At 63.8% G+C, this 19,850-nt stretch carries 20 protein-coding genes; 8 read left to right on the forward strand and 12 right to left on the reverse strand.

Features of this window, described 5'->3' with window-relative positions; all coding sequences use genetic code 11:
- Positions 1–3 precede the first annotated feature (3 nt).
- Positions 4–948 carry a LysR substrate-binding domain-containing protein gene (locus BLV18_RS18120; RefSeq protein WP_090360628.1) on the reverse strand — a complete coding sequence of 315 codons (945 nt, stop codon included), beginning with the start codon at positions 946–948 and terminating at the stop codon, positions 4–6.
- Between the two features lie 249 nt (positions 949–1,197).
- Between BLV18_RS18120 and BLV18_RS18125 the strand changes: the two genes are divergently transcribed.
- The 5 genes from BLV18_RS18125 to dxs all read left to right on the forward strand — a co-directional run bounded on the left by BLV18_RS18125 (position 1,198) and on the right by dxs (position 9,493).
- Positions 1,198–5,283 (forward strand): SDR family oxidoreductase, encoded by a 4,086-nt coding sequence (locus BLV18_RS18125; protein WP_167375954.1) that lies wholly within the window; start codon positions 1,198–1,200, stop codon positions 5,281–5,283.
- A complete protein-coding gene (locus BLV18_RS18130; RefSeq protein ID WP_167375955.1) occupies positions 5,280–6,317 on the forward strand; it encodes an NAD(P)-dependent alcohol dehydrogenase in 1,038 nt (345 codons plus the stop codon). The genes BLV18_RS18125 and BLV18_RS18130 overlap by 4 nt, the downstream gene beginning before the upstream one ends.
- Positions 6,318–6,397: 80 nt before the next feature.
- Positions 6,398–6,640 (forward strand): exodeoxyribonuclease VII small subunit, encoded by a 243-nt coding sequence (locus BLV18_RS18135; protein ID WP_090360636.1) that lies wholly within the window; start codon positions 6,398–6,400, stop codon positions 6,638–6,640.
- Positions 6,637–7,524 (forward strand): (2E,6E)-farnesyl diphosphate synthase, encoded by an 888-nt coding sequence (gene ispA / locus BLV18_RS18140; RefSeq protein WP_090360638.1) that lies wholly within the window; start codon positions 6,637–6,639, stop codon positions 7,522–7,524. The genes BLV18_RS18135 and ispA overlap by 4 nt, the downstream gene beginning before the upstream one ends.
- 70 nt (positions 7,525–7,594) lie before the next feature.
- The gene (gene dxs / locus BLV18_RS18145) at positions 7,595–9,493 is read left to right on the forward strand and encodes a 1-deoxy-D-xylulose-5-phosphate synthase (protein ID WP_090360641.1); all 1,899 of its coding nucleotides are present in this window, start codon (positions 7,595–7,597) and stop codon (positions 9,491–9,493) included.
- A gap of 45 nt (positions 9,494–9,538) precedes the next feature.
- On the opposite strand, the gene ribA is transcribed toward dxs, so the two are convergent.
- The 10 genes from ribA to nrdR form a co-directional block, all read right to left on the reverse strand.
- Positions 9,539–10,180 (reverse strand): GTP cyclohydrolase II, encoded by a 642-nt coding sequence (gene ribA, locus BLV18_RS18150; RefSeq protein WP_049860805.1) that lies wholly within the window; start codon positions 10,178–10,180, stop codon positions 9,539–9,541.
- A gap of 102 nt (positions 10,181–10,282) precedes the next feature.
- Positions 10,283–11,026, reverse strand: coding sequence for a substrate-binding periplasmic protein (locus BLV18_RS18155; protein ID WP_090360644.1), 744 nt, complete (start codon positions 11,024–11,026; stop codon positions 10,283–10,285).
- Between the two features lie 37 nt (positions 11,027–11,063).
- Positions 11,064–11,573 (reverse strand): phosphatidylglycerophosphatase A family protein, encoded by a 510-nt coding sequence (locus BLV18_RS18160; RefSeq protein ID WP_049860803.1) that lies wholly within the window; start codon positions 11,571–11,573, stop codon positions 11,064–11,066.
- Entirely contained in the window at positions 11,570–12,535 is a 966-nt protein-coding gene (gene thiL, locus BLV18_RS18165) for a thiamine-phosphate kinase (protein ID WP_090362404.1), read from the reverse strand. Before thiL ends, BLV18_RS18160 begins: the two co-directional genes overlap by 4 nt.
- A gap of 17 nt (positions 12,536–12,552) precedes the next feature.
- Positions 12,553–13,053 (reverse strand): transcription antitermination factor NusB, encoded by a 501-nt coding sequence (gene nusB / locus BLV18_RS18170; RefSeq protein WP_090360647.1) that lies wholly within the window; start codon positions 13,051–13,053, stop codon positions 12,553–12,555.
- Positions 13,050–13,526 carry a 6,7-dimethyl-8-ribityllumazine synthase gene (gene ribH, locus BLV18_RS18175; protein WP_049860801.1) on the reverse strand — a complete coding sequence of 159 codons (477 nt, stop codon included), beginning with the start codon at positions 13,524–13,526 and terminating at the stop codon, positions 13,050–13,052. Before ribH ends, nusB begins: the two co-directional genes overlap by 4 nt.
- A 133-nt stretch (positions 13,527–13,659) precedes the next feature.
- Positions 13,660–14,751 carry a bifunctional 3,4-dihydroxy-2-butanone-4-phosphate synthase/GTP cyclohydrolase II gene (gene ribBA, locus BLV18_RS18180; protein WP_056843970.1) on the reverse strand — a complete coding sequence of 364 codons (1,092 nt, stop codon included), beginning with the start codon at positions 14,749–14,751 and terminating at the stop codon, positions 13,660–13,662.
- Between the two features lie 34 nt (positions 14,752–14,785).
- The gene (locus BLV18_RS18185) at positions 14,786–15,448 is read right to left on the reverse strand and encodes a riboflavin synthase (RefSeq protein ID WP_049860799.1); all 663 of its coding nucleotides are present in this window, start codon (positions 15,446–15,448) and stop codon (positions 14,786–14,788) included.
- Positions 15,449–15,493: 45 nt separating this feature from the next.
- Positions 15,494–16,657 carry a bifunctional diaminohydroxyphosphoribosylaminopyrimidine deaminase/5-amino-6-(5-phosphoribosylamino)uracil reductase RibD gene (gene ribD, locus BLV18_RS18190; RefSeq protein WP_090360650.1) on the reverse strand — a complete coding sequence of 388 codons (1,164 nt, stop codon included), beginning with the start codon at positions 16,655–16,657 and terminating at the stop codon, positions 15,494–15,496.
- A gap of 5 nt (positions 16,658–16,662) precedes the next feature.
- The gene (gene nrdR, locus BLV18_RS18195) at positions 16,663–17,127 is read right to left on the reverse strand and encodes a transcriptional regulator NrdR (RefSeq protein ID WP_161804299.1); all 465 of its coding nucleotides are present in this window, start codon (positions 17,125–17,127) and stop codon (positions 16,663–16,665) included.
- Positions 17,128–17,234: 107 nt separating this feature from the next.
- Between nrdR and BLV18_RS18200 the strand changes: the two genes are divergently transcribed.
- Together BLV18_RS18200 and trxA are read left to right on the forward strand one after the other, a co-directional pair.
- On the forward strand, positions 17,235–17,696 hold the full coding sequence (locus BLV18_RS18200) for a YbaY family lipoprotein (RefSeq protein ID WP_090362408.1): 462 nt from the start codon (positions 17,235–17,237) through the stop codon (positions 17,694–17,696).
- 100 nt (positions 17,697–17,796) lie between these two features.
- Positions 17,797–18,669, forward strand: coding sequence for a thioredoxin (trxA, locus tag BLV18_RS18205; RefSeq protein ID WP_090360653.1), 873 nt, complete (start codon positions 17,797–17,799; stop codon positions 18,667–18,669).
- 40 nt (positions 18,670–18,709) lie between these two features.
- On the opposite strand, the gene BLV18_RS18210 is transcribed toward trxA, so the two are convergent.
- On the reverse strand, positions 18,710–19,066 hold the full coding sequence (locus BLV18_RS18210) for a hypothetical protein (protein WP_090360655.1): 357 nt from the start codon (positions 19,064–19,066) through the stop codon (positions 18,710–18,712).
- A gap of 183 nt (positions 19,067–19,249) precedes the next feature.
- Here BLV18_RS18210 and BLV18_RS18215 point away from each other — a divergent pair, with 183 nt between their 5' ends.
- Positions 19,250–19,849, forward strand: coding sequence for a DUF2796 domain-containing protein (locus tag BLV18_RS18215; RefSeq protein ID WP_090360658.1), 600 nt, complete (start codon positions 19,250–19,252; stop codon positions 19,847–19,849).
- Position 19,850: the final 1 nt, after the last annotated feature.

A 19,850-nucleotide genomic window follows, 5' to 3' on the forward strand; every position in this document is an offset into this window, starting at 1 on the left:
ATCTCAGGCCAGGATCTGCTCCCGCTCAGCAACCGGCTTGGACTCCAACAACAGTTGCTGTAGCCATTGCACCAACAGCCGTGCGGTCGGCGAGAGCGGGTTGGCGTGCCACTTGTAGACGCCCAGTGCATCGGCCATGGACAGGCGTTTGTCCAGCACGCGCACCAGCCTGCCGTCGGCGAGCATCTGCCGGGAGGTCATGCCCCACCCCAAGGCAATGCCGTGGCCTTCCACAGCCGCCTGCATCATGACGGGAAAGCTGTTGAAGGACATGCCCTGTCGGCCGACACGAAACGGTGCACCGATACTTTGCAGCCACTGGTCCCAGCCCACGAAGTCTTGGGAAATCGCTTCATAGTGCAATAGGCGGCATTGAGGCAGGCTGTCCAGCGTCAGCCATTTGCTGATGGTTTTGAAGTAGCTTGGGCTGCAAACGGGAAATATGTCATCGGGCGCGCTGAACAGCAGCACATGATCGGCACTGGCCCGGCCCAGTGTCTGCACGGCAACATCGAAGCGCTCCGAATCGTCACCTATGGCAACGAGCGTGGAATGTAACTTGAGCTCGATGTGTGGATGCTGCTGATGAAAGCTCGCCAGCGCAGGCATGAACAAGTAGAACGCCTCCACCAGTTGGGAAGACAGCACCACCTGCGACGGCGCCGCCCGATGCTCGCGCAGCTTCTCTGACTGACGCGCGATGTCGAACAACGCTTGAGTGACCGTCAGGCGAAAGCTTTCGCCTGAGTCGGTCAGAAAGACCCCGCGACTTTTGCGATCGAACAGCTGCACACCCAAATTGTCCTCGAGCGAACGGATCTGGCGGCTGATGGCCGTCTGGGTAAGGTGTAGTTCTTGCGCCGCACGAGAAAAGCTTTGCAGCCGAGCAGCGGCTTCAAAGGGAATCAGACTGGAGAGCGGTGGTAATTTACGGCGGAGGTTTTCCATAACCTGAAGTTGCCCTGGCCGACGAAATGGTCGTTTCAAACCATGTCACCTTTTGGCGCATCATGCAAAGCCTGACCGCGGCATGGATGCAGGCACCGGGGTGGGCGCCGCTGATCGAGGCGCGTACTCATCAGCGATGTCATGGGCTCCACGTCTTTGCGTAAGGTACCGATGCCAGCCTGTGCAGGCATAGACCCGATGGCCGCATCCGGAGCCTGGGTTGTGCGAAGTCAATCCAAGGAGCCGAACATGTTGATGCGACCATTGCGCGTGATCATCTGGGCTGTTTCCAGAAGTCGCTCCACAGCACTCGAACGCTGTGTGATGGAACACCCCGCCGTGCACGTGCTTCACGAGCGGTTGAGCGAGCCGTTCCTGCGCCAGCATTGGCCTGAAAAATATCGCAACGTAGTCGCCACCCGGGACAGAACGGGCATCCACGAGTCCATCCCTACCTACGGCCAGGCCTTGGAAGCGCTCGCCCATGGCCCACTGCCGGCCGATAAATCGGTGCTGTTGAGTAAGGAAATCGCCTGGTTTTCCGACTTTGCCCAGATCAGCGATGCGTGGCTGCAGCAGTTCAAGCATGTATTTCTGGTTCGTGAACCGCAGGCGGTCATGCGCTCGCTGTATCGCGTTGGCACTCAGGGTGAAGATACCTGGTTCGATCCCGACGAATCGGGCTTCCAGGAACTGCTGACCCTGTACTGGCGCGTGCATCGGGTATGCCCGCCGGGCAGTCTGATGGCATTGGACAGCGATCATGACCTGATGCAGGACAGCGCAGGCAGTCTGAGTACCCTGTGCGATTTCCTCGGCGTACCGTTCAACGCGAGCATGCTGCATTGGCAAGCGCAGGAAGTACCTGCCTGGCAGTTTTTCAAGGGCTGGCATGAAGACGCGCAGCGTTCGACCGGCTTCGCATCGGTGGACCATCCCGAGCAGACCTACCCGGTCGTGGTCGATGAATGTGCGGCGCGTGCCCAGCCCACTTATCGTTTCTTTGCCCTGCTGGCCGCTCGGCGACGGCCGGGTGCTGCGAACGGTATGCTGCGCAGCCTGTACCACGCGCCGTCGGCTACTGTGGACATCGTACTGTTACACAGCGGCGAAGAAAATCTGAGCCCTCTGCTGTGGAGTGTTGCGCAATTCACCGACGCGAACTGCCACGCTCTGGATACGTCGACTTTCCCTGCCACTGATGCCCCGAACCCGCCCGGACTGCAAGGGCTGATCGGCCAACCATTGCTCCTGGCCGTCAGCGAAGCCAATGCATCCGCGCAGCAGCACACCATTGACCGGCTGCTGACGCAGGCATGTGTGGTCGGCCTGTTGAGTGAAACCGGCTTTCACCTGCTGGATGTCAAAGGCCGGACCGGTCCCTCGCCATTACCCGCACCACAGGCCTGCACCCTGCAATTGCAGCGCTTGCGCAAACGCAGCATCGATGACTGGGCTACCTTCAACCATTACAACCAGAGCGAGCGCGTCGTGCCTGATTGGCTGGACACGTTTCTCGCGGCTGTAACGGCCAATCCGGAACACATCGCGGTCAGCGATGGACAGGACAGTTTGACCCTGCAACGCCTGCACGACCAGGCCCAACAGCTGGCCAGGACCTTACAGGCCCGCCTGGCGCCGGAGGCGTGGGCGGTCGTTTTCAAACGCAAGAATGTCCATACTGCTGTGGCCATGACCGCCTGTGCGCTGGCTGGCCGCCCTTATCTGGAACTGCCCGCCTGGTACAATGCTCAGCATTGCCAACCACTGTTGGAGCGCCTGGGCGATTGCCTGGTCCTGTGCGACCAGGAGACGGCCAGGCAACTACCGACGACCCAACCCCGAGTGCTGGAAACCGAGTTCGCCTGTCCTGCGGCAATCGACTGCGCCCCGTGGGCAGTCATCCGCCCAGTCATTGCGTATGGCCTGCTGACCTCGGGCACCAGTGGCCCGTCCAAGGTGGCACTGATGGCGCCACCCGCCATGCTCGACTCGCTGAGCCTGTGGCAGAGCTACCTGCAGCCAGGGCAGCGCGTAGGCCTCAACGCGTGGCTCACCGGTTACCTGTATTACCCGCTGCTGAGCCGCTGCACCACCGTGATCATTGCCGACGAAGTGGTACTGGATCCTCTCCGCCTGCTGGATTTCATTGCCGACAACCAACTGCAGCAGATCATGATCACACCATCACTGCTGCAAGGGCTGCTGCGTCAGGACTTCGCCTTCGTGACCGGCTGCGCAGGTCTACAGGTGCTGTGGAGCAGTGGCGAGCATCTGTCGGCGACCTTGCGCGCCACAGTGCAGGCATTGCTGCCAGATTGCCATCTGATCGACTTGTACGGTTCCAACGAAGCCGGCGATGTGGCGCTCAAACACGACGATGGCACGTTACAGTTGATCAAGGGGGTGGAGGCACAGGTGCTTGACCGCGAAGGGCACGCGGTCCCCTTGCGCGCAGCGGGCCATCTGCACCTGCGCACACCGGGGTTGTTCAGCGGTTACCTTGGCCAGCCAGACAGTGTTTCGCGCGCCATCGGTGGACTGTTCGACACCGGCGATCGTGTAGTCTGGCTGGGTAACGGCCGCCTGCAATTGCTCGGGCGCGACAGTGCCCACTTCAAGATACGCGGCTACAAGGTGTATACGGAGAACGTCGAGAACATCTTGAACAGTCACCCGCTGGTAGCCCAGACGTACCTGAGCAGCCGGCACGAAGGCGCCGCCCGGCAGTTGGTGGCCTACGTGGTTCCCGCCAATCCTGCGCAGATGCCGACGTCCACCGAATTGCGCGCCTGGGTCGCCCTGCATCTGCCGTTCTTCGCGGTCCCCAGCGCCTACTACGCCATATCCCACCTGGATGCCGGCCACAATCAGAAACGCAAGCCGTTGCCCCCCGCCCATCTGGACGATGCACTGCCCCTGCCAGCAGACCACGTGCCACTGGCCGGCACTCAGGCACAGGTGGCTTCGGTATGGCGAAAGGTGCTTGGCAATGACATTCCTACCCTGCGCGAAGACGATGATTTTTTTGACCGCGGCGGCAGCCTGCAACTGAGCGAATTGCTGCTCGACCTCAACCGCACCTTCGAGGTGCAGCTCTCACTCTCCGCGCTGCTCGACGATACTCGTCTGCAGAGCATGGCGCTGGTCATCGATCGCGCCCGAGCCGGATTGCCTGTGGTATCGACCTTGCGAGAGGTATTGGTCGAGGCCGCGCGATATGCGTTCGTCCCCGGCCACGAGCGTGGCGAAGACAGGCTCGGCGACTACCGTGGCAAACCGCGCAAGCGCATCCTGCTGACCGGTGCCACGGGTTTTTTCGGCGCCTTCATCCTGGCCGCCCTCGCCCGCCGGCCCGAGGTCGAACAGGTTGTCTGCCTGGTTCGCGCCAAAGACCTGCCGGACGCGCGCCGCCGTTGCCTGGGCAATCTGCAACATCATGGTCTGGTCCCACCCGGCGCCCCCCTGGATTGGCTGGGCAAGTTGCAGGTCGAGTGCGGCGACCTGACGGCCGAACGCTTGGGCCTTTTGCCGATCGTCTACCAAAGCCTGACAATTACGATCGACTGCGTGGTCCATGCCGGAGCCGAAGTGAACTGGGTCAAGCCCTACGCGAATCTGGTACCGTGCAATGTCGAAGGTACCGCCCATATCGTGCAACTGGCGCTCGACGCCGCTGCGCCACTGCTGCTTGTTTCCACCTTGGCGGGCGGTGGTAGCGCGCGCACCGGATACGAGGAAAGCAAGCAGGTGGCCGAAGCCATCGTGCTGAGCGCGGCACGTGAACATGGCCTGCCTGTCATGATCACCCGCTGCAGTGACCTGGCCCTGCCACTCGAGGTTGATCACAGCAGCGTCAATGAACGCGACTATGTGTGCCTGATCCTGCTTACCTGCCTATTGCTGGGGTGCTGGCCGGCCGACCTCGAAGGCAGTATCAATCTGACACCTGTCGACGTCGCCGCACAGATCGTCGTGCAACTGGCGCTCCAGGTACCCACCCCTACGTTGAGCCGGGCCTCCAACCTGTGCCATCCGCATGGTCCCCTGCCATGGCGGATACTCTGCGGCTGGGTTGCCGACAACCTCACACCCGGCAGCTTCGTACCGTTGCCCCTGGAACGCTGGCGAGAACGCCTGGACAACGACACCCGCCAGCATCCTGTCCTTGTCAAGACTCGCCTGATCCTGCCGATGATTCTCGCTGATCTGACTGCCTCCCCAGCGCGCAACGACCTGGAGTTCCCTCCCACCTCGGCGATTCGCTTGAACCCGCAATGGGCAGCCCGGCTGACCCGTCAATTGCTGCATACCCTTGGGCAGGTGGATCAATGAATCGGCGTACGGTCAACGCCTGGGTAGCGGTGCAATGTCGAAGCGAACTGACCCGCTTCAGCTACCTGAGCCCGCCCCTGAAGCCCATGGATGTGGAAATCCGAGTCACGCATTGCGGATTGTGCAGCAGCGATCTGCACCTGATCGATGGCCACTGGGGCGATGCCAGCGTGTACCCACAGGTGTGCGGGCATGAAGTGACTGGCCACGTCAGTGCTGTGGGCGAAAACGTCGCGGGTCTGCACCTGGGACAACGGGTGGGCGTCGGCTGGTACCGCAGTGCCTGCCTGGCCTGTGAATTCTGCCTGCGCGGCGAAGAGCAGCACTGTGCCGGCCTGGTCGCCACCTGCACCCATGGTGAACACGGCGGACTGGCCGACTACCTGTACTGCGACAGCCGCTTCGTCTTCCCCATCCCCGACGAACTGAGCAGCGAGCAGGCTGCGCCTCTACTGTGCGCCGGTGTTACCGTGCATACGGCGCTCAAGCGTGCGACCTGGCCCGGCATGGCGGTGGGCATCGTGGGAATCGGTGGCCTGGGTCATTTGGCCATCCAGTTCGCAGCCAAGCGTGGCTGTCGCGTCACGGCGCTGTCGAGCAGCCCGCACAAGGAACGCGATGCGCTGACCCTGGGCGCCCATCGGTTCGTCGACCTGAGCAAACCCTTCGCGTGCAATCAAGTGCGCAATGCCTTGGACTACATCCTGGTGACCAGCTCTGTCGCCTGCGATTGGTCGGCCATCGTCGATATGCTGCGTCCTTTTGGAACGCTCTGCTTCGCGGGCATGCCGCCACCGGTGACCTTCGATATCGCAGCCATGATGTACAAGACCTTGAGCATCACCACGGCCAACGTCGGCGGACGCCAGGATATCGTGGACACCTTGGACTTCGCGGCAACGCGCCAAGTGCGGCCTTGGGTGCAGTCATGGCCCCTTGGGGACGTCAACCATGCGATACGGCAACTGCGAAAAGGACGGGTGCACTACCGCGCCGTGATGCACGTCGGCGACGTGCAGAGCCAGACCTTGTAGCCGCAGTGCTCGCATTTGCCCCGCAGCCGCCTGTCTGCTAACGTCGCCCGGTTTCAATCCTTCTCGCCGAGACCGCTGCCATGGCCCGCAAAAAAGCCTCCCTGGATTTCGAACAATCCCTTGCCGACCTGCAGACGCTGGTCGAACGCCTGGAGAACGGCGAGCTTTCGCTGGAAGACTCGCTCAGCGCTTTCGAGAACGGCATCCGCCTCACCCGCGACTGTCAGAGCGCGCTCGCCCAGGCCGAACAGAAAGTCCAGGTCCTGCTGGAAAAGGACGGCGAGCTCACCGAAGAACCTTTCGACACGGAACAGCCTGAATGATCGCTGCCTACCAGGCTGTCTGCCAACAACGCGTGGATGGCGCGCTGCAAGGTCTGTTCATCCCTCCGTCGACCGAGCTGACTCGGCTGTACCAAGCCATGCGCTACAGCGTCATGAACGGTGGCAAGCGGGTCCGTCCGCTGCTGGCCTATGCCGCCTGCGAAGCCTTGGGTGGCGACGCAAGCCAGGCCAATGGCGCGGCCTGTGCGGTCGAACTGATCCACGCCTACTCGCTGGTGCACGACGACCTGCCGGCCATGGACGACGACGACCTGCGCCGTGGCCAACCGACCACTCACAAGGCGTTCGACGAAGCCTGCGCGATCCTTGCCGGCGATGGCCTGCAGAGCCTGGCTTTCACTGCCCTGCTCGACCCGAGCCTGAGCCCGCAAAGCGATGTTATCCGGCTGAGCATGGTCCAGGTACTGGCCCAGGCCGCAGGCCCGGCCGGCATGGTCGGCGGCCAGGCCATCGACCTCGGCTCGGTGGGTCTGCAGCTTGATCGGCACGCCCTGGAATTCATGCATCGGCACAAGACCGGCGCCTTGATCGAGGCCAGCGTACGCCTCGGCGCGCTGGCCAGCGCCCGCGCCGAGCCAGCGCAACTTCAAGCGCTGCAAGCCTACGCCCAGGCGGTAGGGCTGGCCTTTCAGGTGCAGGACGACATCCTCGACGTCGAAAGCGATACCGCCACCCTGGGCAAGCGCCAAGGTGCCGACATTGCCTTGAACAAACCGACCTACCCGGCCCTGCTCGGTCTGGAAGCCGCCAAGGCCTACGCCCTGGATCTGCGCGACCAGGCCTTGCTCGCGTTGCAGCCTTTCGATGCCGCAGCCGAGCCGCTGCGCGAGCTGGCACGCTACATTGTGACGCGACGCAACTGACGAGCGCGTGCGCAGCCGCCGCCGCATCAGGTAAACTGCTTCATTCTTAAAACTCATAACGATTCGCCTGATGCCCACGACGTTTCAAGAGATCCCCCGCGAACGCCCGGCGACGCCTCTGCTCGACCGTGCTGACACTCCTGCCGGCCTGCGCCGTCTGGGCGAAGCCGAGCTCGAAACACTGGCCGACGAACTGCGCCAGGAGCTGCTATACACGGTCGGCCAGACCGGCGGGCATTTCGGTGCCGGCCTGGGCGTCATCGAGCTGACCATCGCCCTGCACTACGTCTTCGACACGCCCGACGATCGTCTGGTCTGGGACGTCGGCCACCAGGCCTACCCGCACAAGATCCTCACCGGTCGCCGCGAACGCATGGCCAGCCTGCGCCAGAAGGACGGCATCGCCGCCTTCCCGCGACGCAGTGAAAGCGAATACGACACCTTCGGCGTCGGGCACTCCAGCACGTCCATCAGCGCCGCGCTGGGCATGGCCATCGGCGCACGCCTGCAGAACAGCGGGCGCAAGGCCATTGCCGTGATCGGCGATGGCGCCCTGACCGCAGGCATGGCTTTCGAAGCGCTCAATCATGCGCCGGAAGTCAACGCCGACATGCTGGTGATCCTCAACGACAACGACATGTCGATTTCGCGCAATGTCGGCGGCCTGTCCAACTACCTGGCCAAGATTCTATCCAGCCGCACCTACACCAGCATGCGCGAGGGCAGCAAGAAGGTCCTGTCGCGCCTGCCCGGCGCCTGGGAAATCGCCCGCCGCACCGAGGAATACGCCAAGGGCATGCTGGTTCCCGGCACCCTGTTCGAAGAACTGGGCTGGAACTACATCGGTCCGATCGACGGCCATGACCTGCCGACCCTCGTCGCCACCCTGCGCAACATGCGCGACCTCAAGGGTCCGCAGTTCCTGCACGTGGTCACCAAGAAGGGCAAGGGGTTCGCCCCGGCCGAGGTCGACCCGATCGGCTACCACGCCATCACCAAGCTCGACCCGCTCGACGCGCCGGTCGCCGCTCCCGCCAAGGCCAGCGGGCCGAAGTACTCGGGCGTATTCGGGCAATGGCTGTGCGACATGGCGGAAGCCGATCCTCGCCTGGTCGGCATCACCCCGGCCATGAAGGAAGGTTCGGACCTGGTGGCGTTCAGCGAGCGCTTCCCCGAACGGTATTTCGACGTGGCCATCGCCGAGCAGCATGCGGTGACCCTGGCCGCTGGCATGGCCTGTGAAGGCACCAAGCCGGTGGTCGCGATCTATTCCACGTTCCTGCAACGCGGTTACGATCAACTGATCCACGACGTGGCGGTGCAGAACCTCGACGTCCTGTTCGCCATCGACCGCGCCGGCCTGGTGGGCGAAGACGGCCCGACCCACGCCGGCAGCTACGACCTGTCGTACCTGCGCTGCATCCCCGGCATGCTGGTGATGACGCCCAGCGATGAAAACGAGCTTCGCCTGATGCTCAGCACCGGTCACCACTACCCAGGGCCGGCAGCCGTGCGCTACCCACGCGGCAACGGTCCGGGCGCGGCGATTCAGCAGGGCCTGGACAGCATCGAGATCGGCAAGGGCGTGGTCCGTCGGCAAGGTCGTGGCATCGCCATTCTGGTGTTCGGCGTGCAACTGGCCGATGCACTGAAGGTGGCGCAGAAGCTGGATGCCACCGTCGCCGACATGCGCTTCGTCAAACCGCTGGACGAGCAACTGGTGCGCGAACTGGCCGAGAGTCACGATCTGCTGGTCACGCTGGAAGAGAACGCCATCATGGGCGGTGCCGGTTCGGCGGTCAGCGAGTTCCTGGCTCGCGAAGGCGTGCTCAAGCCTGTATTGCACCTGGGCTTGCCGGACACCTATGTGGAACACGCCAAGCCGGCGCAGATGCTGGCCGAGTGCGGCCTGGATGCCGCCGGCATCGAAGCCGCCATCACCCTGCGTCAGCGTCTGTTGCAGCGCTGACGACATCGCAATGCAGGGCCGACGGCGTCGGCCCTGCATTGCACACTACAACCCTTCGCTACCCTTGCGAATCGTGCCGACGACTTCGCCCTGATGCTCGTTGCCCATCATGTGGCCAAGCTTGCCGGCCTTGGTCGCCAGGTAGTATTTGTTGTGCGGGTTGTGCCCGGTGTGCAGTGGCACCCGCTCGGCAACGTTGATGCCCATGTCGGTCAATGCCTTGACCTTGCGCGGGTTGTTGGTCATCAGGCGCAAGGCTTTGACCCCCAGGTGTTCGAGCATCGGTTCGCACATGCCGTAGTCGCGTTGATCGGCAGCGAAGCCCAGGCGCTCGTTGGCCTCGACCGTATCGGCACCGCCGTCCTGCAGCTCATAGGCACGGATCTTGTTCAGCAAGCCAATACCCCGACCTTCCTGCCGCAGGTACAGCAATACGCCACGGCCTTCCCGGGCAATGGCCTGCAACGCGGCCTCGAGCTGCGATCCGCAGTCACAGCGCTGGCTGAACAGCGCATCCCCTGTCAGACATTCCGAATGCAGGCGCCCCAACACGGGCGCACCGTCAGCCACATCGCCCAGGCTGAGCACGACATGCTCACGGCCTGTGGCCTCATCGAGAAAACCATGCATGGTGAACAAAGCGAAAGGCGTGGGAAGCTGAGAAGCAGCGACAAAAACGACGGGCACCGGGTGCTCCTGATTCTTGATGAACTTGACAAGGGCAGTATTGTAACAGCAGCTCTGCGGGCCTGCTCAGCGGATGATCGTGGCGCGCTTTACACACGCCGGTCAAGGCGCTGGCTGGGGGGCATCGAATGGATAAGGTTGGCCCCAGCGCTGGTAGATCCCGCGCAACTGTCCGCCCTGGACCAACTGCTCCATGCGCTGATCATAGATGGCCAGCAACGCCCGCCCACGCGCGCTGTCGTTGAAGCCCAGGTACAACGGCAGCTCGGCCACGTGTACACGCTTGAAACGGGCGGGATCGACCGCCTCGCGCAGGATCACCTCGATTTCGGTCAGGGCATCGACGTAATAGTCGGCACGGTCGTGTTCGAGCATGGGCAGGATGCCGTTGCGACGCTGAACCTCGTTGTAGATTTTCACGTTCGGCAGGTACTTCTGAAACTGATAGCCCCGTACCCAGGCCAGGCGATAGCCGCCCAGACTGGTGAAATCGACTTGGGGCTTGTCGACCAGGCTCAGGGCGTAGATGTGATCGGTGTCGTAATGCCAACGTGGGTACAGGGCCTGCGTCTCGTTCTGGTACGAACCGACCCAGGCATCGGCCTGGCCCTGCTGCACCAGGCCCACCGAGCGAATGTAAGGCGCGGTGTGGATGACCACGGTGACACCCGCCGGCTGGAACACTTCTCGCAACACGTCCCAGGCCAGGCCCTTGCCATCGGCGTCGGTGTAGTCTTCCCATGCCTCACTGACCAGATCGATGCGGGCCGGCTGCGGCAATACCCCTGCAATCGCCGCCCCGCACATCAGCACCGCCGCTCCCAGCAACCATCGCCACCGACCCATCCGTTGCGCCCTCACAGCCGATCCACCCGAGGCCGGTTCACACGAAACTCCAACCCCACACCAGCAACTGCATGGCCAACCAGGCGAATACCCCGGCCAGCACATCGTCGAACATGATACCCACACCTCCATGCACATGCCGGTCTATCCAGCGAATCGGCCACGGCTTGAGAATGTCGAAAAAGCGGAACACCAGAAACCCCACCAGCAACCACACCCAGCCTTCGGGCACCAGCCACAGGGTGATCCACATGCCCACCATCTCGTCCCAGACGATGCCTTCATGGTCGTGCACACGCAAATCGTCGGCGACCTTGCCGCACAGCCAGATGCCGAACAGCATGCTCACGCCCAGCATCAGCCAGTAGCCCCAATCGGGGAGCATCTGCCACAACGGAATGAACGGCACGGCGACCATCGACCCCCAGGTGCCCGGCGCCTTGGGCAAGGTTCCGGAGCCGAAACCGAAGGCCAGGAAATGCCATGGATTACGCCACACCGAAGGGGGCACGAACTCCGCTGGAACCTGGTTGGGATGGTCTGTCACGGTGTCTCCGCAAAATGTTGGTAGCCCCGGATGGTCGGGGTGATGTCCTGGCCGTGATGATCGACCAGCGTGACGCCTTCGCCAACACTCGCTTGGCCGATGACGAAAAACACCTCGCCCTGCGCGCGCAGGGTGGCTTCTTCTTCAGGAGGCAGGGTGAACGCCAGTACATAGTCGTCACCGCCACTCAGGGCTGCCGACCAGGCCCCTTCCAGTCCGAGCAGCGCCTGCAGGGCATTGGACACCGGCAGCCGCTCGCGTTCCACCCGCAGGGCGACTTTCGACGCCCTGGCGATGTGGCCACAGTCGGCCAGCAGGCCATCGGAGATGTCCAGCGCCGCGCTGGCCCTGCCGCGCAACGCCCGGCCTAGGGCGAATTGCGGTAGCGGTGACCAGTAGTGGGCCAGCAGAGGACCGGCCACCTCCGGCTCGGCGCGACACTGGTCCAGCACCAGTGGCAGGGCGCCTGCGGCGTTGCCCAACCTGCCCCCCACGCAGAGCAGGTCCCCAGGTCGGGCGCCGCTGCGGGTCAGGGCCTGGCCTTGGGGAATGCTGCCGAAGACCGTCAGGGTCAAACTCAGCGGGCCACGGGTCGTGTCGCCGCCGACCAGGCGCAGGGCGCAGCGTTCGGCCATGGCATCCAGGCCGCTGGCGAACTCTTCCAGCCATTGCGCCGAAACGCTGGGCAAGGTCAGGGCCAGGGTAAAGCCCAGGGGGCTGGCGCCCATGGCGGCCAGGTCGCTGGCCGCAACGGCCAGGGCGCGCTGGCCCAGCAGGAATGGATCGGCACCGTCGGGAAAATGCACGCCCGCCACCAAGGTGTCGGTAGAAACCGCCATCTGTTCACCCGGCGGCAGTGCCAGCAAGGCGCAGTCGTCGCCGATGCCAAGGGCGACACCCTCGCCGGCCCGCGCACAGGACGCCGCGGCGAAATAGTATCGGATCAGCTCGAACTCGCCCATGGGCTGCATGTCCGCGATCAGCGCTTGTGCGCTGCTACTTCCGGGCCACGCAGGCTCGGCGCCAGCTTGTCGAGTACACCGTTGACGAACTTGTGGCCGTCGGTGGAACCGAACACCTTGGCCAGCTCAATGCCTTCGTTGATGACCACGCGGTACGGCACGTCGACACGCTTGAGCAGCTCCCAGGTGGACAGGCGCAGCACGGCCAACTCGACCGGATCGAGCTCCTCGATGGTGATGTCCAGGCAGGGCGCCAGCGCGCTGTCGATTTCATCGCGGCTGGCCGGCACACCGTGCAGGATTTCGCGGAAGTAGGCGCCATCTATGTCGCTGAAGTCGTTGTCGACGCGAAACTGCGCTTCGATCTCGTTCAACGAGTGCTTGGCCATGTGCCACTGGTACAGGGCCTGGGTCGCCAACTGGCGGGCTTCGCGACGCTTGGCGCTGCGCGAAGGCTTGCCGGAGTCTGCAGGCTTGGGATCGCGCGGATTGAAGCGATCGCTTTCGTCGTTGATCACTTGGCCTCCAACTGCGCCAGCAGGCTGACCATTTCCAGAGCCGAAAGCGCGGCTTCAGCGCCCTTGTTGCCGGCCTTGGTGCCGGAACGCTCGATGGCCTGCTCGATGGTGTCCACGGTCAGTACGCCGAAGGCGACCGGCACGCCGAACTCCATCGACACCTGGGACAGGCCCTTGGTGCATTCACCGGCGACGTATTCGAAGTGCGGCGTACCGCCCCGAATGACCGCACCCAGGGCGATGATCGCGGCGTATTCGCTTTGCTGGGCGACTTTCTGTGCGACCAGCGGAATCTCGAACGCACCGGGGGCGCGAATGATGGTGATGTCGCTTTCGCTGACGCCGTGGCGAACCAGGGCATCGATGGCACCGCTCACCAGGCTTTCGACGACGAAGCTGTTGAAGCGGCCAACCACCAGGGCGTAGCGACCTTTGGGGGCGATGAAGGTACCTTCGATGGTCTTCAGGGTCATTCGGGTCTGTCTCATCTTAAAGAGCCAGGCCGCCGGTGGGCGGCCTCTGCGGATAATGGATCACGAATATCGACGCTGCGGTTCGAGCACACCGCCATCTGGGCGGCACTGCTGCGAACCTTGCAGCCTGTCTTTATTCGGAGGGCACGTATTCTACAACTTCCAGATCGAATCCGGATATCGCATTGAACTTCATCGGCGAACTGAGCAGGCGCATCTTGCGCACGCCCAGGTCCCGCAGGATCTGTGAACCGGCGCCGACGATGCTGTAGGTGGTCGGTGTTTTTGCCGTGGCCTGCCCGGCGCTTTCGCGCAGGTGCGCCAACAACACATCACCGTCCTGCTGATGACCGAGCAGCAGCACCACGCCGCTGCCGGCCTCGGCCACCGCGCTCATCGCGGCCCGCAGGCTCCAGCGGCCAGGCTGCTTGACCATCAGCAGGTCGCGCAACGGGTCCATGTTGTGCACCCGCACCAGGGTCGGCTGGTCCGCCAGCACGGTGCCCAGGGTCAGCGCCATGTGCACGTCGCCTTCCACGGAATCGCGGTAGGTCACCAGGTTGAACTGGCCCAGCTCACTGTCCAGCGGCTGCTCGGCAATCCGCTGAACGGTACGTTCATGGATCATTCGGTAATGGATCAGATCGGCGATGGTGCCGATCTTGATGTCATGCTCGGCGGCGAACACTTCCAGTTCGGCGCGACGCGACATGGTGCCATCGTCGTTCATCACCTCGCAGATCACCCCGGCCGGCTCGAAGCCCGCCATGCGCGCCAGGTCGCAGGCCGCTTCGGTATGACCGGCGCGAGCCAAGGTGCCACCCGCCTGCGCCATCAGCGGAAAGATGTGCCCGGGGCTGACGATGTCTTCGGCGCGGGCCTCGCGAGCGGCCGCAGCCTGAACCGTGCGTGCGCGGTCGGCGGCAGAGATGCCCGTGGTGACGCCGGTGGCCGCTTCGATGGACACGGTGAACTTGGTACCAAAGCCCGACCCATTGCGCGGTGCCATCAGCGGCAGCTTGAGCGTCTCGCAGCGCTCGCGGGTCATTGGCATGCAGATCAGGCCGCGCGCATGGCGGGCCATGAAGTTGATGTGCTCGGCCTTGCAGCATTCGGCGGCCATGATCAGGTCGCCTTCGTTTTCGCGGTCTTCGTCATCCATCAGGATGACCATCTTGCCCTGGCGGATGTCTTCCACCAGTTCCTCGATCGTGTTGAGCGCCACGCGGCACCCCCTTGTGTTCAGAACAGCAGACTGTTCAGGATTTCAGGTAGCCGTTGGCGGCCAGAAAGCTTTCGCTGATCCCGCCATGACTCGACTCGCTGGCCTTGTCGCCCAGCAGCAGTCGCTCCAGGTAGCGCGCCAGCAGATCGACCTCGAGGTTGACCAGGCGACCGGGACGGTAGTCGTCCATGATGGTTTCGCTCAGCGTGTGCGGAATGATCGTCAACTCGAACTCGGCGCCGTCCACGGCGTTCACGGTCAGGCTGGTGCCATCGACGGTGATCGAACCCTTGTGGGCGATGTACTTGGCCAGTTCCTTGGGCGCGCGGATGCGGAATTCCACGGCACGGGCATTTTCCTGCCGCGAAACCACTTCGCCGACACCGTCGACATGGCCGCTGACCAAGTGCCCACCCAGACGCGTGGTGGGGGTCAGGGCCTTTTCCAGGTTGACCCGGCTGCCGTTCTTGAGCTGGTGGAAGGCGGTGCAGTCCAGGGTTTCGCGGCTGACGTCGGCAACGAAACCATGGCCTGGCAGTTCGACGGCCGTGAGGCAAACGCCATTGATGGCGATGCTGTCACCCAGTTTGACGTCACCCAGGTCGAGCTTGCCGGTGTCCACGTGGACGCGCACGTCACCGCCCTTGGGGGTCAACGCACGGATGCTGCCGATGGATTCGATGATACCGGTGAACATGAGTTCTCCTCCAGAACTGGGCTGGCGCCAGGCGCAAGCCGAAAATTATACGCGCTTTGTCGGCACCGTAGCGGGCTGTGGCGCGGGGTTCGGGGCCGGGACGGCGATCACCCGCCAGTCGTCGCCCACCGCGGTCATTTCGATGATCTGCAAAGGCGCCGCTTCGCTCATGCGCTCCAGCGGCCAGTCGAGCAACGGTCGCGCCGTGGACCCCATGAACTTGGCGGCGATGAACAACTGGTATTCATCCACCAGGCCCTGCTTCGCGAAGGCTCCGGCCAGACTCGCCCCGGCTTCCACCAGCACTTCATTGATGCCTCGCCGTGCCAGCTCGATGGACAACTTCAGCAGATCGACCCGCCCGTCGTCACCACGCAAGCTCAGCAACTCATGGCCGCCTTGGGCGTATTGCGGATGCGCTGCCGCGTCTGCGCAGGTCACCACCAGCGCGGGCCCTGCCTGGAAGAACGGTGCATCCAGCGGCACCCGCAGGCGACCGTCGATCAGGATGCGCAACGGGATGCGGCGGGTGGCCAGTTCGACGGTCTCGGCATCCAGCCCCAGCTCGGCGGCGCGTACGGTCATGCGGGCGCCGTCGGCGATCACACTGTCGGCGCCGGTCAGCACGGCACTTGATTGCGCCCGCAGGCGCTGCACTGCCGAGCGCGCAGCGGGCCCGGTGATCCATTGACTCTCGCCGCTGGCCATGGCCGTGCGCCCGTCCAGGCTCATGGCCAGTTTCACCCGGATGTAAGGCTGGCCGTGCTCCATGCGCTTGAGAAAACCGGGGTTCAGCGCACGCGCCTCGGTCGCGAGCAACGGACAGGTGACGGCGATGCCCGCTTGCCGCAAACGCTCCAGGCCCTGCCCGGCCACCTGCGGATTGGGGTCCTGCATCGCCACCACTACCCGTGCCACGCCCCCCGCAACCAAGGCGTCGGCGCACGGCGGTGTACGTCCATGGTGGCTGCACGGCTCCAACGTTACATAGGCCGTGGCACCGCGGGCGCGATCACCGGCCTGGCGCAGTGCATGCACCTCGGCATGGGGGCCTCCGGCCTGGACATGCCAGCCTTCGCCGACCGTTTCGCCGTCCCGCACGATCACGCAACCCACGCGCGGATTGGGGTGGGTGGAATACACCCCCTTGCGAGCCAGTTCCAGGGCACGGGCCATGTGCCGGGCGTCGTTGGCTGCCAGGTCGGACATGCAGGTCACTCCTTGGCCGGTTCGCGGGCCAGGCGGTCGATTTCCTCACGGAATTCGTCCAGATCCTGGAAGCGCCGGTAGACCGAAGCGAAGCGGATGTAGGCCACTTCATCGAGCTTCTGCAGCTCGGTCATGACCCACTCGCCCACGACCAGCGACTTGACCTCACGCTCGCCCGTGGCGCGCAACTGATGCTTGATGTGCACCAACGCCGCTTCAAGACGCTCGACGCTGACCGGGCGTTTTTCCAGGGCCCGCTGCATGCCGGCGCGCAGCTTTTCCTCGTCGAAGGGCTGGCGGCTGCCGTCTTGCTTGATCAGCCGTGGCAGCACCAGTTCGGCGGTTTCGAAGGTGGTGAAACGCTCACCACAGGCCAGGCACTCACGGCGCCGGCGAACTTGCTCGCCCTCGGCGACCAGGCGTGAATCGATGACCTTGGTGTCGTTGGCACCGCAGAAGGGACAGTGCATGGTGGCAGGCAACAAAAAAAGGGAGGGCCATGGTAGCGCATCCCACTGGCAAGACAAGCCCGAGCCTTTGCGGTATACAGACGGATCTACTTTTGTTGGATCTCGAAATGCCGTCCAAGTCGCTCGTTCTGCTCGCCCTTTTCAGCCTGCTCGCCGCCTGCAGCAGTGATGCGCCCAAGCCCGCGGCCAGCGCCACACCGCCCGCAGCGGCGCCTGTGCCGGTCATCAAGGCCCCCGTCGAACTCGGCCCGTTGCCCGCCTACCAACGTCAACTCAGCGGCAACCTGCTCGGGGTGCCTGCCGGTGCCGAAGTCGAAATGGCCTTGCTGGTGATCGATTCGAAGGGCCGCCCGCAAAAGCTGCTGGCCAGCGCCAAGCAACGTGGTACCAATCAGCCACTGCCCTTTCAGCTGCGCTTTGCCGCCGAGGCTTTCCCGGCAGGCTTGCGGGTCGAGTTGCGCGCCCGTGCCAGTCAGTCGGGTCAGTTGATCCTGCACCTGCCTGCGGTGCAGATCAGCCAACCGACCACCCAACTGCTGGGCAACCTGGAAATGATCAAAGCCCCCTGAAACGGCCTGACAGCGCCCGCCACCTGGCCATCCGAGCGGCGGTGGTGGGCCTGATTCTAACCCCTTATAGTCCACCGAACCGCTGATCCTCGAGATTCACATGAGTCAAGAAACCCCCTACATCTTCGACGTGACCACTGCCGATTTCGATCAGGCCGTCATCCAGAATTCCTACATCAAGCCCGTGCTGGTGGATTTCTGGGCCGAGTGGTGCGCCCCCTGCAAGGTGCTGATGCCCTTGCTGCAACAGATCGCCGAAAGCTATGCCGGCGAATTGGTTCTGGCCAAGGTCGACTGCGACGCCGAACCCGACATCGTCGGCCGCTTCGGCATTCGCAGCCTGCCTACCGTGGTGCTGTTCAAGGATGGTCAGCCGGTGGATGGTTTCGCAGGCGCCCAGCCTGAATCGACCATTCGTGCGCTGCTCGAACCCCATGTGCAGATGCCGCCACCGCCAGCAGCCGATCCGCTGGAACTGGCGCAGGCGCTGTTCAGCGAGAGCCGTTTCGGCGAAGCCGAGCAGACCTTGAAGGGGCTGCTGGCCGAAGACAATGCCAACCCTGGGGCGTTGATCCTGTTCGCCCGCTGCCTGGCCGAACGCGGCGAGCTGGAAGAAGCGCAGCAGGTGCTCGACGCCGTCAGCGGCGACGAGCACAAGGCTGCGCTGGCCGGTGCCAAGGCGCAGCTGACATTCCTGCGCCAGGCGAAGGCCCTGCCTGACGTCGCCGATCTCAAGGCCCGCCTGGGTCGCGACGCGGGCGACGACGAAGCGGCGTACCAGTTGTGCATCCAGCAGCTGTCGCGCCAGCATTACGAAGCCGCCCTCGATGGCTTGCTCCAGCTGTTCATGCGCAATCGCAGCTACAGCGAAGGGCTGCCGCACAAGACCTTGCTGCAAGTGTTCGAATTGCTCGGCAACGATCACCCACTGGTGACCACCTACCGCCGCAAGTTGTTCGCCGCCCTGTACTGATGGGGTGAGCAGGGGCCTGCCAGGCGAGCGGTCCCTCCCGCTAGCCGACCCAGCAATAGACCGGCGCATCCGCGCCGGCTTCCACCTTTACCTGCGGGCAATGGCGCAAGCGCACCAGCATCCGCTTGCCGGCCGCCACGTCACCCACCAACCCCTGGACCTGATCCAGCAACGCCGGACCCTCGATACGCCCTGCCTGCTCCAGCAGCAACAGCACGCTGCGCCAGACGCCGTCGTCCTGCGCCTTGCCCTTGCCCGGCGCGGGCGCCGCTGCCGACGTCGGCGCAGCTTCGGCGGCCGTCGCCAATGGGCCGGTGAGGTGCGCCCAGTCTTGGGCGTCCATTTCTATGGCCAGGTCCACCGGCAGATTGCCGACGGTGCCTTTGATTCTGATCATGCGGATGCCCTTTCATAACGAGGCCTCGTTGTAGCAGCGCCCCGCCGGTGAAGCAATCCCGCCTTCGACATCACGCCGTCCGCGCCCACTGCCTGAAGCGAACATGAATCTTTCCCCAAGCATGGCCACAAAATATAAATTTGTTATAACATTGCGTTTCCATACCGCTCACGAGATTCCCTTATGCGCCGTCTCATGCTTGCCCTGCCCTTTGCCCTTCTGCCCCTCGTCGCCCATGCCCACGAGGAGGGCCACGATCACGATCACGAGCATGAACATGAGCACGGCAGCCTCGGCGCCCATGAACATGGCGTGGCCCGCCTCGACGCTGCGCTGGATGGCCAGACGCTGGAACTGGAGCTGCAAAGCCCGGCCATGAACCTGGTGGGTTTCGAACACGCCGCCAGCAGCGATGCCGACAAAGCCAAGGTCGCCGCAGCCCGCAAGACCCTGGAGCAACCCCTGGCGCTGTTCAGCCTGCCCGCCGCAGCGGGCTGCAAGGTCACCGACCAGGAACTGGAAAGCCCGCTGTTCGGCGACAAGCCGGATCACGAGCATGGCGCCACCGAAGCCAAGCAAGGCGATGAGCACCATCACGAGCACAGCGAGATTCACGCCCACTACCATTTCACCTGCGCGTCGCCGAAGGCCCTCGACCACCTGGACCTGGCTCGCCTGTTCAGCACCTTCCCCGCCACCCAGAAAATTCAGTTACAACTGATCGGTCCGTCCGGCCAACAGGGCACGGACCTCACTCCCACGCAAAGCAGCCTGAAATTCTGAC

Origin of the sequence: Pseudomonas coleopterorum (genome assembly GCF_900105555.1) — a bacterium.
Classification (GTDB): domain Bacteria; phylum Pseudomonadota; class Gammaproteobacteria; order Pseudomonadales; family Pseudomonadaceae; genus Aquipseudomonas; species Aquipseudomonas coleopterorum.

Bases quoted from the DNA above. Each gene is read 5' to 3' on its own strand.
- ribD (WP_090360650.1), bottom strand. From the start codon at position 16,657: ATGTCCGACCTGGCAGCCAACGACGCCCGGCACATGGCCCGTGCCCTG.
- BLV18_RS18200 (WP_090362408.1), top strand. From the start codon at position 17,235: ATGCCGTCCAAGTCGCTCGTTCTGCTCGCCCTTTTCAGCCTGCTCGCC.
- BLV18_RS18130 (WP_167375955.1), top strand. From the start codon at position 5,280: ATGAATCGGCGTACGGTCAACGCCTGGGTAGCGGTGCAATGTCGAAGC.
- thiL (WP_090362404.1), bottom strand. From the start codon at position 12,535: ATGGGCGAGTTCGAGCTGATCCGATACTATTTCGCCGCGGCGTCCTGT.
- BLV18_RS18155 (WP_090360644.1), bottom strand. From the start codon at position 11,026: ATGGGTCGGTGGCGATGGTTGCTGGGAGCGGCGGTGCTGATGTGCGGG.
- BLV18_RS18210 (WP_090360655.1), bottom strand. From the start codon at position 19,066: ATGATCAGAATCAAAGGCACCGTCGGCAATCTGCCGGTGGACCTGGCC.
- BLV18_RS18135 (WP_090360636.1), top strand. From the start codon at position 6,398: ATGGCCCGCAAAAAAGCCTCCCTGGATTTCGAACAATCCCTTGCCGAC.
- BLV18_RS18185 (WP_049860799.1), bottom strand. From the start codon at position 15,448: ATGTTCACCGGTATCATCGAATCCATCGGCAGCATCCGTGCGTTGACC.
- BLV18_RS18125 (WP_167375954.1), top strand. From the start codon at position 1,198: ATGTTGATGCGACCATTGCGCGTGATCATCTGGGCTGTTTCCAGAAGT.
- trxA (WP_090360653.1), top strand. From the start codon at position 17,797: ATGAGTCAAGAAACCCCCTACATCTTCGACGTGACCACTGCCGATTTC.
- BLV18_RS18120 (WP_090360628.1), bottom strand. From the start codon at position 948: ATGGAAAACCTCCGCCGTAAATTACCACCGCTCTCCAGTCTGATTCCC.
- nrdR (WP_161804299.1), bottom strand. From the start codon at position 17,127: ATGCACTGTCCCTTCTGCGGTGCCAACGACACCAAGGTCATCGATTCA.
- ispA (WP_090360638.1), top strand. From the start codon at position 6,637: ATGATCGCTGCCTACCAGGCTGTCTGCCAACAACGCGTGGATGGCGCG.
- BLV18_RS18215 (WP_090360658.1), top strand. From the start codon at position 19,250: ATGCGCCGTCTCATGCTTGCCCTGCCCTTTGCCCTTCTGCCCCTCGTC.
- ribH (WP_049860801.1), bottom strand. From the start codon at position 13,526: ATGACCCTGAAGACCATCGAAGGTACCTTCATCGCCCCCAAAGGTCGC.
- dxs (WP_090360641.1), top strand. From the start codon at position 7,595: ATGCCCACGACGTTTCAAGAGATCCCCCGCGAACGCCCGGCGACGCCT.